At 70.8% G+C, this 13155-nt stretch carries 11 protein-coding genes; 7 read left to right on the top strand and 4 right to left on the bottom strand.

Annotation, left to right across the window (positions count from 1 at the left end):
- Nucleotides 1-84 precede the first annotated feature (84 nt).
- Nucleotides 85-2781, top strand: a complete 2697-nt coding sequence (locus DFJ69_RS15940; protein WP_211328633.1) for an ATP-binding protein — start codon at nt 85-87, stop codon at nt 2779-2781.
- Here the strand turns inward: DFJ69_RS15940 and DFJ69_RS15935 are convergent.
- Nucleotides 2765-3247, bottom strand: coding sequence for a DUF1579 family protein (locus DFJ69_RS15935; RefSeq protein WP_116023225.1), 483 nt, complete (start codon nt 3245-3247; stop codon nt 2765-2767). The genes DFJ69_RS15940 and DFJ69_RS15935 overlap by 17 nt on opposite strands.
- A 298-nt stretch (nt 3248-3545) precedes the next feature.
- On the opposite strand from DFJ69_RS15935, the gene DFJ69_RS15930 reads away from it, so the two are divergent.
- Nucleotides 3546-4211 carry a hypothetical protein gene (locus tag DFJ69_RS15930; protein ID WP_116023223.1) on the top strand — a complete coding sequence of 222 codons (666 nt, stop codon included), beginning with the start codon at nt 3546-3548 and terminating at the stop codon, nt 4209-4211.
- Nucleotides 4212-4293: 82 nt separating this feature from the next.
- Nucleotides 4294-4944 (top strand): class I SAM-dependent methyltransferase, encoded by a 651-nt coding sequence (locus DFJ69_RS15925; RefSeq protein WP_116023221.1) that lies wholly within the window; start codon nt 4294-4296, stop codon nt 4942-4944.
- A 32-nt stretch (nt 4945-4976) separates the two neighbouring features.
- Here DFJ69_RS15925 and DFJ69_RS15920 read toward each other — a convergent pair whose 3' ends face one another.
- Both DFJ69_RS15920 and DFJ69_RS15915 read right to left on the bottom strand, forming a co-directional pair.
- On the bottom strand, nt 4977-5831 hold the full coding sequence (locus DFJ69_RS15920; RefSeq protein WP_116023220.1) for a methyltransferase domain-containing protein: 855 nt from the start codon (nt 5829-5831) through the stop codon (nt 4977-4979).
- A 223-nt stretch (nt 5832-6054) separates the two neighbouring features.
- The gene (locus DFJ69_RS15915; protein ID WP_147312327.1) at nt 6055-6387 is read right to left on the bottom strand and encodes a hypothetical protein; all 333 of its coding nucleotides are present in this window, start codon (nt 6385-6387) and stop codon (nt 6055-6057) included.
- Nucleotides 6388-6502: 115 nt separating this feature from the next.
- On the opposite strand from DFJ69_RS15915, the gene DFJ69_RS15910 reads away from it, so the two are divergent.
- The 4 genes from DFJ69_RS15910 (at nt 6503) to DFJ69_RS15895 (ending at nt 12173) form a co-directional block, all read left to right on the top strand.
- Complete coding sequence (locus tag DFJ69_RS15910; protein ID WP_116023217.1) at nt 6503-7318, top strand: helix-turn-helix domain-containing protein; 816 nt, start codon at nt 6503-6505, stop codon at nt 7316-7318.
- Nucleotides 7302-7490, top strand: coding sequence for a DUF397 domain-containing protein (locus DFJ69_RS15905; RefSeq protein WP_116023216.1), 189 nt, complete (start codon nt 7302-7304; stop codon nt 7488-7490). The genes DFJ69_RS15910 and DFJ69_RS15905 overlap by 17 nt, the downstream gene beginning before the upstream one ends.
- Nucleotides 7491-7668: 178 nt before the next feature.
- Nucleotides 7669-8460: an aminoglycoside phosphotransferase gene (locus DFJ69_RS15900; protein WP_116023215.1), complete on the top strand. Its 792-nt coding sequence runs from the start codon at nt 7669-7671 to the stop codon at nt 8458-8460.
- A 137-nt stretch (nt 8461-8597) separates the two neighbouring features.
- Nucleotides 8598-12173 (top strand): WD40 repeat domain-containing serine/threonine-protein kinase, encoded by a 3576-nt coding sequence (locus DFJ69_RS15895; protein ID WP_170177679.1) that lies wholly within the window; start codon nt 8598-8600, stop codon nt 12171-12173.
- Nucleotides 12174-12237: 64 nt separating this feature from the next.
- Here DFJ69_RS15895 and DFJ69_RS15890 read toward each other — a convergent pair whose 3' ends face one another.
- Nucleotides 12238-13140, bottom strand: coding sequence for an alpha/beta fold hydrolase (locus tag DFJ69_RS15890; RefSeq protein WP_170177678.1), 903 nt, complete (start codon nt 13138-13140; stop codon nt 12238-12240).
- Nucleotides 13141-13155 lie beyond the last annotated feature (15 nt).

Raw genomic sequence — 13155 nt, 5'->3', positions numbered from 1 at the left:
CACCGAGGGGACGTAACCTGCCATTCCGCCACGAACATGGTGAAACTCGGCCATGATCGGAAGGTGGGGGAGCATCTCGTCGAAGTGTCCGCGCGTGAGGCCGAAGTGCTGGCACTGCTGGGGCTTCGGCTCTCGAACGCCCAGATGGCCCGCCGCCTGCACGTGTCGGTGCGCACGATCGAGGGCCACGTGTCGTCGCTGCTGCGCAAGTACGGGGTGGCGGGCCGCGGCGCGCTGGCCGATCTCGCCGAGACGGTCGGCGACGGCGCTCCGCTCCCGCTCGGGCGGTTGGCCGGGTTGCCGCGGGCGCGGACCTCGTTCATCGGGCGCGCGGCGGAGCGCGACGCGGTGCTGACCGCGTTGCGCGACGGGCGGCTGGTCACGTTGCTGGGTCCCGGCGGTGTCGGCAAGACACGGCTGGCGATCGTCGTCTGTGAGGACGCCGGTCCCCTGTTCCCCTTGGGTGGGGCCTTCGTCGATCTGGCGCCCGTCGGCGCGGGGTTCGTCGCCCAGGCGGCGGCCGAGGCGCTGGGCGTGTCGGAACGGCCGCAGCAGCCGCTGGAGGACACCATCGCCGAACGGCTCGCCCGCGGCCGTTCGCTGCTGGTCCTCGACAACTGCGAGCACGTGCTGGACGCGGCGGCCGACTTCGCCGAGCGGATCCTGTCGGCCTGCCCCGACACGACGATCCTGGCCACCGGCCGCGAACGGCTGAGCCTGCCCGGTGAGCAGGTCCTGCACATCGGGCCGCTCCCGTTGGACTCCGACGCCGAGCGGCTCTTCACCGAACGCGCGCTGGCCGCCGATCCCGCCGCCGCGGCCGATCCCGCCGTGGTCGCGGATCTGTGCGCGCGATTGGACGGGCTGCCGCTGGCGATCGAGCTCGCGGCCGCCCGCAGCGCCGCGCTCGGGGCGTCCGGCCTGCTCACCGCGCTGGGCGACTATCTACGGCTGCTGGCCGGCGGGCGCGGCCCCGCCATCCGGCATCGTTCGCTGCGGGCGGTGATCGGCTGGAGCCATGATCTCCTGGACGAGGAGGAACGGGTGCTGTGGCGCCGGCTGTCGGCCTTCACCGGCCCGTTCGACATGGCGGCGGTGTCGGCGGTCTGCGACGTCGACCCGGCGGCGGGCGCCGACGTGCTCGGCCGGCTCGTGGACAAGAGCCTGGTGATGCACCTGCGCGGGCCGGTGAGCCGGTGGCGCATGCTGGCGACGATCCGCGCCTGCGCCGCGGAGCGGCTCGACCTCAGCGGTGAACGAGCCGAGGTCCGGCACCGACACCTGGCCTGGGCCGCGGCGACGGCGGCGGCGCTGGAGGGCACCGGTGACGGCGGGTCGGGCGAGGACTTCGACACCGTCGCCGCCGAGCTGCGGGCGGCGCTGGCCGCGACACCCCCCGGCCCCGACCCCGTCGCGTACCGGCTGGCGCGTTCGCTCGGCCGCCTGGCCCATGCGCGCCGCTTCCTGCGGGAGTCCCAGGGGCACTACGAGCGTGCCGCCGGGCACGCCCCCACGGCGTCGGACGCGGCCGTCGCCTGGGGCGGTGCGGCGGACTGCGCGCAGGTCATGCACGACACCGGCCGTGCGTTCGAGTTGCGGCTGAGATCGGCCGCCGCGTCGCACGCCGCCGGGGACGGCAACGCTCAGGCGATCGCGCTGGCCCGGGCCGTCGAGTCGGCCGGCAGGTTCCCGGCGACGTTCCGTACGGAGATCCCGCACGGGCGGCTCGACGACCTGCTCCGTGAGGCGGCCGGCGCGGGCGACCCCGCCGATCCCGTCGTCGCCGCCCACCTGGCCTGCGCGGCGGCGTGGAACGCGGGCCCGTGCAAGCTCGCCCCGGACCCGATGCTCGGCGCGCGGGCCGTCGAGGCGGCACGGGCCACCGCCGACCCGGTGCTCATCAGCGGAGCCCTGGACGCGCTGCGGACCGCCGCCGCCACCTCCGGCCGGCTGCGGGAGGCGCACCGGCTCAGCGGCGAACGGCTCGCCCTGCTGCCGCGCATGGACGCCGGCGATCCGTACTCGGCCCCGGAGATCGACGACGTCCACGGCGGGGCGTGCGCCGACGCGGTGGCCGCCGGCGACCTGCCGGCCGCGGTCGCCGCCGCGCACCGGCTGCTCGCCGACGACCTGCTCGGCCGGCACCCCTATCTGCCGGCCGCCAAGGTGATCCCGGCGCTGGTGCTCACCGGGGACCTCCAGGAGGCACTGCGGTACGCCGTCACGATGTGGGACGGCTGGCGGCGCGCCGGGAGCCCGCCGGCGTTCGGGATGCCGGCGGCGGTCCACTTCACCTCGCTGGCCCACGGGCTGCTCGGCGACCGCGAGGCGTCCGAGCGGTGGCGCGGTCGCGTCGACGCGGTCTCCGGCATCCCCAACCCTTTCCGGACCCAGATCTCGCCGCTGGCCTGTTTCGTGGACGCCGCGATCGCCGTCCACACCGGTGACCTCTCGGACGCCGCCGGCCTCCTGGAACGCGCGTTCCAGGAGGTCCCGGGCGCCCGCCACGCGCCGTACGCCCACGCCGCCGCCGTCGAGCTCGCCGTCATGGCCGGACTGCCCGAGGCCGAGGAGCGCCTGCCCGAGGTGGAGGCCGACACCAGGGAGAACGAATGGGCCGGCGCCTGCCTGCCCCGCATCAGGTGGCGGCTGTCGGGCGACCCCGCCGAGCTGGAGGCGTCCGTCCGGGAATGGGAACGCCTCGGCGCCCGCTTCGAGCACGCCCGCACCCTCCTGCTCCGTCCGGACACCCGACCGGAGGGTGTCAGCCGACCTTGGTGAGGGTGTAGCTCATCATCGGCGCCCAGGTGTCCTCGCCGATCGGCACGTCCGAGTCGACGGTGACGGTGCCGTCGGCGTTGGGAATACGGGTGATCCGGGCCGGGCCGACGAGGACCAGGGCGTCCCCGGCGAAGTCGCCGTGGTACTTGCTGCCCGTGTCGTCGTACGGGCCGAGGCTGTTGAAGAAGTGCGTGCGGAACCGGCCGGTCGCGGTGTCGTAGTCGAACATCTCGTACCCGGAGTCGACCACCTTGGTCCCGGCGACCTCGAAGGAGCTGGTCCAGCGGTGGACGAGGAAGAACCCGCCCTCCATCCACTCGAAGGTCTCCTCGCCGAGGATCTCGGTGGCCGGCCCCATCGGCCCCTCGATCGTCGAGCCCTTCAGCCTCCACGCGCCCACCAGGAAGCCCAACCGCTTCAGGGCGGCGTCCGGGGTCGGCATCTCGAACTCCGTGGTCTCCGACATGGTCGTTTCCCTCCGTCTTGCGTTCCCGTCGTCCTTATCGCCCTCAGTCTGTCGCCCAGGGGGTGAACGGGGCATCGGTGGCGACCACGTGCTCTCCACGTGCCGACCACGTGCCCGGCGCATCCGGCCTCGGCGCCGGGTCGCGTGAGGACCGCTTGTCCCGGGACGTTGTCCCGGGCGGATCCACCCAGAAACCGCAGGACAGCGGCATCATGTGGGGGGCCGGGGCGGGCCGCCACAGTGGGGCTCGACGCTCCGGTATCCAGTGCGGGGCGCACTTCACGTGAGGAGCCCTGCCATGACGGTCCATTCACCGGAACACACCTCGACCTCGTCGGAAGGGAGGGGGTGGGCGTGGTGCGGAGTCCTGGGCGGCCTGATCGCGCTCGTGGTCATCTTCTTCCTGTCGGTGGCGCTGTCGTCCGTGGACGAGGCGCTGTGGAAGGACAACGCACGCTACGTCGAGGCCATCGCCGACAAGAAGACGACCGTGTGGATCTTCCAGACGGGGACCTCGCTCGCGGCGCTGCTGGTGATCGTGTTCGCCGCCGGGCTGCGGCGGAAGCTGGCGCGGCTGGAGCCGCGGGACGGGCTGGTGCCCGGGCTGGTGTTCGCCGGACTGCTGCTGGTCGCCGCGCTGCTGCTGGTCGGCGGCGGCATCAGCACCGAGCTGTACCACGCGCTGCGCCAGTACGAGAAGGCCGACCCCGACACCATCGGCGCCAACCTGGGCATCTACAACACGCTGGCCTGGGTGTGGGCGGGCGCGGGCCTGTCCGCCGGGGCGGTGGCGGTGGCCGGCTTCCGACGCCGGACGGTGGGCCGTGGGACGGCCGTCTTCAGCGCGGTGATGGCGGCGCTGATCGCGCTGGTCCAGCTCGTTCCGCTGCAGTACATGGCGCTGCTGCCGGGCGCGCTGTGGATCATGGTGATGGGCGCGGTGTCGGCGACGTCCAAGCGCTGACCGCCCCGTTTCTCGGTGACCCCCGTCCCCTGGGCGGGGTGTTACCGTTGGCGCGTGTGACGTCGGCGACATCGGGGGCGGTATGACGACGGACGCATGGGCGGGAGCGGCGCACTACTCCCGGGCCGAGCTGAGCATCTACGACGTCTCGGTGCTCGCGGTGAACTGCCGGGTGCTGTGGCGCTGCCCGCCCGGGGTGATGCTCGCCCAGTACGACCGCAACGTCAGCGACGACCACCTGGAGCTGGGCCCCGGGACGGGCTACTTCCTCGACCGCTGCTCGTTCCCGTCGGCCGAGCCCCGGCTGACCCTCATCGACCTCGACCTCGGCGTGCTCCGCACGGCGGGCCGGCGGCTGGCCCGCCACTCCCCCACCACGCGACTCCGCAACGTTCTGGAGCCCTTGCGTCTGGGCGACGAGCGGTTCGGTTCGGTGGGCCTCAACATGCTGCTGCACTGCGTGCCGGGATCCATCGCCGACAAGGCCGTGGTCTTCGACCACCTGCTGCCCTACCTGCGGGTCGGCGGCCGCGTCTTCGGCAGCACGGTCCTCTGCCACGGCGTCCCCCACACCCCGCTCTCCCGCGCGGCGGTACGGGCCCTCAACCGACGCCGGATCTTCCACAACGCCGAGGACTCCCTCGACACGCTGGAGGCCGAGCTGGACCGGCGCTTCACCGCTCACCGGGTGACGGTGCGCGGCTCCATGGCGTTGTTCGAGGCCACCCGCTGACCTTCACCGCCGCCGGGACGCGCTCGATCGGATCAACGAACCGAACTCCACGCTTTGTCGATCGGGTTGTCCGGCAGATCGAGCCAGATCCTCTGGCCTTCGGGTGACACGGTGATGCCGAATCGGTCGATCGTGGGTTCACCCAAGGTCTTCCAGAGCTTCTCCGCTTGCCGTGCGGCCGCACGGGAAGGGCGCTGATCTCTGAGCGGCATGAACCATGACGGGGCGATGAACCGGCCGTCCGCCGTACCTTCGTCCGTCACCACGAGATGGCACAGCGGCCAGTCGGGATGGATGGGACCCCAGGGGGCGAGGATGATCCCCCCGGGGCGTGTCTGTTCCACCCAGACGTAGGGCAGATTCGAGACCGCCGCCGTACAGATCACACGGTCATAGGGCGCGTTCCTCGGATGTCCGAGTTCTCCGTCCCCGGTGATGACCTCCACTGGGCAGCCCGCTCGTTCCAGGTTGGTCCTGGCCAGTGCCGCCAGTTCCGGATCGATCTCGACCGTGGTCACGTTCGAGACCCCGGCGATCGTGGCCAGCAGGGCGGCGTTCCAGCCGGTCCCGGAGCCGATTTCGAGCACGGCCATGCCGGGTTCGAGGTCCAGCGCCTCCAGCATCCTGCGGACGATATGGGGGGCGCTGTTGGAGCTGGTGGCCTCTACGCCCGCGCCGGTGGCCGCGTTCCGATATTCCGGGGGTATGGCGGTGTCGAAGGCCGCCCGGGTGACGACGGGGCCCTCGGAGTCCACCGCTTCCCGCCACCGCTCGGGATCCTCGCGGCGTTCGCATGGGACCAGATGGTTGTTCTCATTCCGAACGAAGATCCGGTCTGGGATGAAGGGGTGACGAGGCACGGCTTTGATGGCCTCCTCGGGAGTCACTGCTCGCCCGTTCCGTTGCACAGCACGCACGGTACTCAGAACTTCTCGCCGTCGTTGGTCTTCCACTCACCCTTCTGGCCTTGGCAGCCGCCGCACGCGACCTTCTTCTGGTGCTTTCCCATGTCACCTTCCTCGGAGCAGTGCCTGAGGGAAACCTACGAACGAACTCAAGGGCCGTGGAGTCTCCGGACGGACAGCCCTGCGGAACGGTGACTCTGGGGGATCATGTGTTCGCCTTCAGGGCCTTGGAGATCGCGCGGGCGACGCCCTCGGCGTCGTCCACCGGCCCGATCGCCCGGCCGAAGTCCCGGGCCCAGGTGAACGACCATCCTTTGACTCGGTCGAAGTCGCACCCGACATCGGTCCAGAGGGAGACGTTCGCCGAGTTCACCACGAACAGGATCGTGCCGCTCGAACAATGAACGAGTCCGGACGTCAGGCCGGGATGCTTCTCTTTGATCAACTGGTGCAGCACACCGAGGAAGACGCTGCGCTGATTGTCCGGAATGGGTTGATCGGCACTTTTCGTCGCATGTCGTGGAGAGTCGAACCCCATTGCGCCAACCCTTGCCTCTCTGTCACGGAATTCTTCCTTCTCCTGACAAGGGTGCACTTCCTGAGTTAGCTTTTCCCCGTCTTGCAGGATGACCAAGAGTTACGGAGGCTCAACGATGAGTGTCGCCGAGTCACTGGATCCCCTCGGGGGTCTGTGGTCTCTTCTGGCCGTTCACCTGCGGATACTCCGCAAGCAGAACGGGATGTCGCAGGTCGCCGTGGGCACGCTCGTGGCGGCCGACCACAAGACGGTCTCCAATTGGGAGGCCGGTCGGTACCACCCTCCGGTGGAGGCGCTCCGGATCCTCGACGTCGAGTGGAAGACCGGGGGACTGCTGGAGGCCATCCACCACTACGCCAAGACCATGCAGGCACCGGCCAAGTTCCGCGCGATCTCCGAGTACGAGGAGATGGCGGACGTGATCCGGGTCAACGGAGTCGGGTTCATCCCCGGCCTTCTCCAGACTGCGGAGTACGCGCGGGAAGCGTTCACGACGGCGGGCATCCTCGAAGTCGAAAAGCAGGTCGAACGACGGCTGCAACGACAGGACCTCTTCACGCGCCCAACGCCACCGTACGTCTCCGTCCTCCTGTCGGAGGTGGCCGTCCTCCTGATCCCCCCATCGCTGCGTCGCGCGCAACTCGGGAAGCTCCTGGAGATCTCCGACCGTCATCACGTCACACTGCGTATGGTCGCCGTGAACGCGGGTCTCCATCTCGGCCTCGAAGGCGACTTCTACATCTACTCCACCCCGCTTCGGGAGCTGGGTTTCGTGGAGACTCCCGCCCGTGGAAGACTCGTGACGGAAGCGGACGATCTGCGTAGACTCACCGTCGCGTTCGATCGAACCAGCGGGCGCGCACTCTCGCCAGAGGCGACCCGTGCCAAACTCCAAGAGATGATCGAGGTCAGCAATGACGACATGGCGTAAGTCCAGCCGCAGCGCCAACTCCGGTCAGGAAGACTGCGTCGAGTTGGCCCGTCTCACCCGGACGGTCGGCATCCGCGACTCCAAGTCCCCCGACGCCGGACACCTCAACCTCTCCCCCGAGACGTTCACCGCGCTCATCGCCCAAGTGAAGCGCGACGAGCCGAGCATCTGACCCGCACACCTCCAGCGCCCCGACGTCCACCGGCGTCGGGGCACTGCCATATGTCGGTGAGTTTACCTGCCCGCACGCCCGACAACGTCCGAGGTCACTACAGTCGGTCAGCGCACCGCCGCTTCCCGCGTTCTCAGGAGCCGGAGCCTGCTCGTTCATCGCGCGAAAGGTGAGACAGGTGGCCTTTGGACGCGTCCACTGGGAAGAGTTGCCGGAGGCGACCAGGCGAGCGGTTGAGCGGCACACCGGCCCCGTCGTGGCCGCGCGTACAGTGACCCAGGGGCGCAACTGCACGGTCGCCGCCGTCTTGGACACCCGTCGGGGCGAGGTGTTCGTCAAGGGGGTTCACCGCTCGCATCCGCGCATCTGGACGCAGGACATGGAGGAGTCGGTCAACTCCCATGTTCTCTCGATCGCCCCTCGCCTGCTCTGGCGGGTGCGAGGAGAATGGGACGTCCTGGGGTTCGAGTGCTTCGACGGCTCGCAAGCCGACTACTCACCCGCGTCCGCCGACATCGCCAAAGTGATCCGAACGTTTCAAGAGTTGGGCGGGATCCGCTGCCCGAATGTGTCGCTGAAGAAGCCCGAGCATCGATGGCGGTCGTACGTCGACGACGAGGCCGACCTGGCGTGGTTTCAGGGTGATCACCTTCTTCATATCGACCCGACGCCCCCCAACCTCCTGATGGTCGACGAACGCGCCGTACTCCTGGATTGGGCCTGGCCGACCAAAGGGGCGGGGTGGATCGACGCCGCTTGTCTGGTCATTCGTCTGATCGAGGCGGGTCACAGTGCCGAGCAGGCCGAAGCTCTCGTGTCCGAGATCCCGGTCTGGGCGACGGCTTCTCGGGAGGGTCTGCTGGTCTTCGCCAGGGCCAACGACAGGATGTGGTCGGAGGTCGCCGACGGCCGACCTCTGGGCATCGCGAAGGCCGCCCGTACTTGGCTCGAACATCGTGTGGCGACGTGACTTCGAAGGCGGTGCGCGGCTCCATGGCCCGCTTCGAGGCGACCCGCTGACCTTTGTCGCCGAGGTGTGGCACAACCCATGGTGCGTCGGCGGCATCCAACAGAGACAATCATGTCTCTTTGTTGGGAGGAGCTCCGGTGGCGACCGAACCCCTGGTACCCGGCGAGCCGTCAAGGCTCGGTGACTACTGGCTGGCCGGAAGGCTGGGCGCGGGCGGGCAGGGGGTGGTGTACGAGGGGTACGGGCCCGACGGCGTTCGGGTCGCGGTCAAGGCCCTGCACGGCGACTACTCTCCGACGCATCGGGAGATGTTCCTCCGCGAGGTCGACGCGCTGCGGCGGGTCTCGCAGTTCTGCACGGCCCGGGTGCTGGCGGTCGATGTGGAGTCCACGCCGCCGTTCCTCGTCAGCGAGTATGTCGCCGGCCCGACGTTGCAGCAGGCCGTCGAGACGAGCGGGGCCCACGGGGCCGACGAGCTGTACCGGCTGGCGATCGGGATCGCCACGGCGCTGACCGCGATCCACCGGGCGGGGGTCGTCCACCGGGACCTCAAGCCGGCCAACGTGCTGCTGGGGCCGGACGGGCCGCGCGTCATCGACTTCGGCATCGCCCGTACCGACGACACCTCCCGCAGCGCGACCGGCATGAAGGGGACCCCCCGCTACATGGCGCCGGAGGTCTTCCAGGGGCAGCGTCCCGGGCCCGCCGTCGACATCTGGGCGTGGGGCGCGACGATGCTGTTCGCGGCGTCGGGGAAGGCCCCGTTCGACGGGGAGACCATGCCGCAGGTGATGCACGCGGCGCTGAACACGCAGCCCGACACCACCATGCTGCCCGCCCGCCTGGAGCCGATCGTCACGGCGGCGCTCGCCAAGGACCCGGCGCGGCGGCCGACCGCGCAGCAGTTGCTCCTGGACCTGCTGGGCGGGGCCCCGGACGCCGATCTGCTGCAGCAGGGCGAGCAGGCCGCCGCCGCGGTCCGTCCCCCGGTCGCGGCCGCGCCGACGCTGGGCGAACGGGCCGAGGACGTCTTCCGGCGGCTGGACCCGGCGGCGCAGGCGGCCGTCCCGACGGTGCTGCTGCGCATGGTGGCGGCCGGGGACGAACTCCTGCGGCCGGCGACGCGCGGCGAGTTCACCGACGGGCAGTCGCCGGAGCCCGCGATCGAGGCCGTGCTGGTGGCGTTCTCCCAGGCGGGCCTGCTGACCTGGAACGGTCAGGACTTCGCGATCGCCACACCCGCGCTGCTGCGCGCGTGGCCGCGGCTGCGCGCCTGGTGGGACGCCGAACGCGGCGGGCTCGCCATGCATCAGGAGCTGACGGCGGGTGTCCGGCTGTGGGACGCCCACGGACGCAAGAAGAACGACCTGTTCCAGGGCACCCGGCTGGACCGCGCCCTGACGTGGGCCGCCACCGGCCGGCACCGGCTCACCGTCAACGCCGCCGAACGCGCCTTCCTGGACGCGGGAACGGCCGCCGCCCGCCGCCGGTCCACCCTGCGCACGGGCGTGTCCATCGTCCTCGCGGCGCTGCTGATCGTCTCGCTCGGCACCGGGTCCGTCGTCGTCCAGCAGTCCCGGACCGTGGCCGAACAGCGCGACCTCGCGGCCCGGCAGCGCGACTCGGCCATCGGCCGCCAGCTCGCCGGGCAGGCCGTGCAGGTGCGGCGCACCAACCCCGTCCTCGGCCGCCGGCTGGCCATCGCCGCCGCGGCCCTCGCCGGGGACACCCCCGACACGCATCACGCGCTGCTCACCCTGTCCTCGCAGTGGGAGCAGGACATCTGGCAGGTGCCCGGCGTGGACGTGTCGTGGAACTCCTCCACACCGACCGGCGCCGGCCCGCAGATCTTCTGGAAGGGGAACACCATCGTCCTCGTCGACCCCGACTCCCGCCGGCTCGGGCGAACGATCAAGGTGCCCGGCGCCGCGCTGTCGGGGATGGAGTCGACCCTCGACGGCAAGCAGATGCTCACCCTCCAGAAGGACCAGACCATGATGCTGTGGGACCTCGCGACGGGCACCCCCCGGCCGCTGCCCCACAAGCACGTCGCCAGGGCCGGGCTCTGGTTCAGCCCCACCGGGCAGAAGCTGATCACCACCCGCGACGGCATGGTCAGGGTCCTGGAGACCGCCACCGGCAGGGAACTCTTCCGCGTCAAGGCGAAGTACGACGTGTACGGCCCGGTGATGTCCCCGGACGAGCGCTCCCTCGTCATGCCGCTGAATGACGGCGAGAAGAAGATGCGGCTGGCCTGGTGGGACCTGACCACCGGTAAGGAGGTGCAGGCACCGGGCCACTTCAAGGGGTATCGGTCGTACCTCGGCACGACGTTCAGCCCGGACGGTCGGTTCCTGGCGACGCGCCACGAGGGTCAGATCACCATCGTGAACGCCCGCACCCGCGAGATCCGGGGGTCGCTCGCGGTGCCGGAGGACTCCGGCTCGGGGGGCGATCTGACGTTCAGCCGCGACGGTGCCTTCCTGGCGTACGACATGACGTTGTGGAGCACCGAGCCGGAGTTCGGCGCGTCACCGTACCTGGCCTACCGGACCGACGCCATGTGCAACGACACCCGGTTCAGCGCCGGCGGGACGAGCCTGCGCTGCTTCGACTCCCAGAAGCGGTTCCGGTCGATCGACGTGACCGCCTTCGTCCGCCAGCGGCGCGTCTCCGGCAGCCGCATCAACGACTCCACGATCAGCCTCGACGGCACCACCGTGGCGGCCGGCGACGCGAACTCCGACGTCGTCCAGATCTGGGACACCGCGTCGGGCGCCCGCCGTGGGGCGATCACGCTCGCGGGCGGCGCGGACCGCACGATGGTCCTGTCACCCGACGGGCGGCTGCTCGGCGTCGCCCGTGAGGACGGCACGGTCGAGATCTGGGACGTTCGGTCGCGCGCCAGGCGCGTCCTACTGAACGTCGGCCGGGCGCCGAGCACGCGGCCCGCGCCCTCCTTCTCGCCGGACGGGAAGGCGGTGGCCGTCCTCACCCCCGGCACCTCGGGCGACGGAGCCCCCGGCACGCCGGGGGCCGGCACGCCGCACGTGCTGAAGTTCTGGGACACCGCGACGGGACGGCCGCTGGGCCAGGCCGCCGCGATGAGCCCGATCACGGTCGTGGGCGACTCGGACGGGCGCATCGTCTGGAGCAGGGACGGCCGCCGGGTCGTGGCCTCCGCCGCCCTCGGCGTGGTCGAGTTCCCCTCCGGCAGGACGCTCGTCCGCCCCGGCCCGCTGACCGCCTCGGTGTCGCTCTCCGTGCAGGCCCTCAGTGCGAAGAACGTCCTGGCCACCGTCGACGAGCGTTCCCTCGTCCTCAGGAACACCGAGAACCTCGGGCAGATCGGCAACCCGATCCTGCTCCCCCAGGGCAGTATCAAGATCGCGGCGTTCTCCCCGGACGGTCGGCTGGCGGCCACCGCCGACCCCAGGGGCCGGATCGACATCTGGGACGTCGAGAACCAGCGCCGCATCGGCCTACCGCTCACCGGCCACACGGTCGGCGTCAGCACCACCACGATCGAATCGCTGGCGTTCAGCCCCGACGGCACCCGCGTCCACAGCGTCGGCGGCGACGACGGAGTGCTCGTCACCCACCTCATCGCGCCCGAGCTCCTCAAGGCCGACCTCTGCGCCAAGGCCGGGCCGCTGACCGAGCAGGAGTGGGCGACCTACGTCAAGGACACCGGCTACCAGAAGACCTGCTGAGCCGGGGCCGGGTGGGCCGGACGATCGCGCCGGAGCCGGCGCGGTGCGATCGTCCGGGAGCCGGCTATCTGGGTTGCGGCGGCGGTTGTGGGGGCATGAGGTCGTCGGTCTCCGTGAGGAAGCCGTGGATGACTTCGGCGAGGCGTGTCGGCTGGTCTTCGGGGATGCCCGCACGGGAGTCGGCGACGGTCCGGTGTCGGGCCTCGGGGAGCAGTCGTGGGAGCCGGCGGCCGCGTTCGGCCGAGAGGACCGGGTCGTCGGCGGCCCACACGACGAGCGCGGGCCCGGTGAACTCCGACAGTCGTCGGACCGTCCGCGCGGTCCACTCGGGATCCAGAGACCTCAACCAGGTCCGGATGTCGCGGCGGATCTCTCGGGAGCCGAGTGCGGGGGCCAGATACGAACGCATCGCCGCCGGCTCGATGGGGCGTCGGGTGTACCGGCCGAAGGTGAGGGGGAGCCGCCTCATGGCGGGGATGCGCAGTGCCTGCATCATGAGCCAGACCGCGCCCGGCAGCCGGACACCCGCCCTGAGCACCCGGAACGGCGCGGGCGGGTATCGCTCGAGCGCCTCGTAGGGCGTCACCACGATCCGTGCGATCCGTTCGGGATGCAGGACCGCGGCGCACTGCACGGCCGCGATCGCCGAGTCATTGCCGACCAGCGTCACCCGCTCCAACCCGAGCGCTTCGAGGAAATCGGCCGACAGCCGTGCCAGCGCGGGCGGAGACAGGTCGGTCGGCCTGGTGAGCGGTATCTCGTGCGAGCCCATCGGCCAATCGGGCGAGATGCAGCGGTATCTCCCCGAGAGCGCCGGCACCACGTTGCGCCACATGTCGCCGTTGAACAGGAACGGGTGCGTGAAGACGAGCACCGGTCCGTCGGCCGGGCCGGTGGCGCGATATCGGATCCGCCCCTGACGCAGCCGTACCTCCGCCTCCGGCCCCAGGGCCGCACTCCTTGACATCGCCACCTCCATACA

The organism is Thermomonospora umbrina, assembly GCF_003386555.1.
Taxonomy (GTDB): Bacteria; Actinomycetota; Actinomycetes; order Streptosporangiales; family Streptosporangiaceae; genus Thermomonospora; species Thermomonospora umbrina.
Note: the sequence above shows the minus strand (reverse complement) of the source record. Positions and strands in the feature narration are given on the sequence as shown.

What these genes read in the sequence shown, in the direction of transcription:
- DFJ69_RS15935 (WP_116023225.1), bottom strand. Translation starts at nt 3,247, where the DNA reads ATGTCGGAGACCACGGAGTTCGAGATGCCGACCCCGGACGCCGCCCTG.
- DFJ69_RS15930 (WP_116023223.1), top strand. Translation starts at nt 3,546, where the DNA reads ATGACGGTCCATTCACCGGAACACACCTCGACCTCGTCGGAAGGGAGG.
- DFJ69_RS15925 (WP_116023221.1), top strand. Translation starts at nt 4,294, where the DNA reads ATGACGACGGACGCATGGGCGGGAGCGGCGCACTACTCCCGGGCCGAG.
- DFJ69_RS15915 (WP_147312327.1), bottom strand. Translation starts at nt 6,387, where the DNA reads ATGGGGTTCGACTCTCCACGACATGCGACGAAAAGTGCCGATCAACCC.
- DFJ69_RS15910 (WP_116023217.1), top strand. Translation starts at nt 6,503, where the DNA reads ATGAGTGTCGCCGAGTCACTGGATCCCCTCGGGGGTCTGTGGTCTCTT.
- DFJ69_RS15905 (WP_116023216.1), top strand. Translation starts at nt 7,302, where the DNA reads ATGACGACATGGCGTAAGTCCAGCCGCAGCGCCAACTCCGGTCAGGAA.
- DFJ69_RS15890 (WP_170177678.1), bottom strand. Translation starts at nt 13,140, where the DNA reads ATGTCAAGGAGTGCGGCCCTGGGGCCGGAGGCGGAGGTACGGCTGCGT.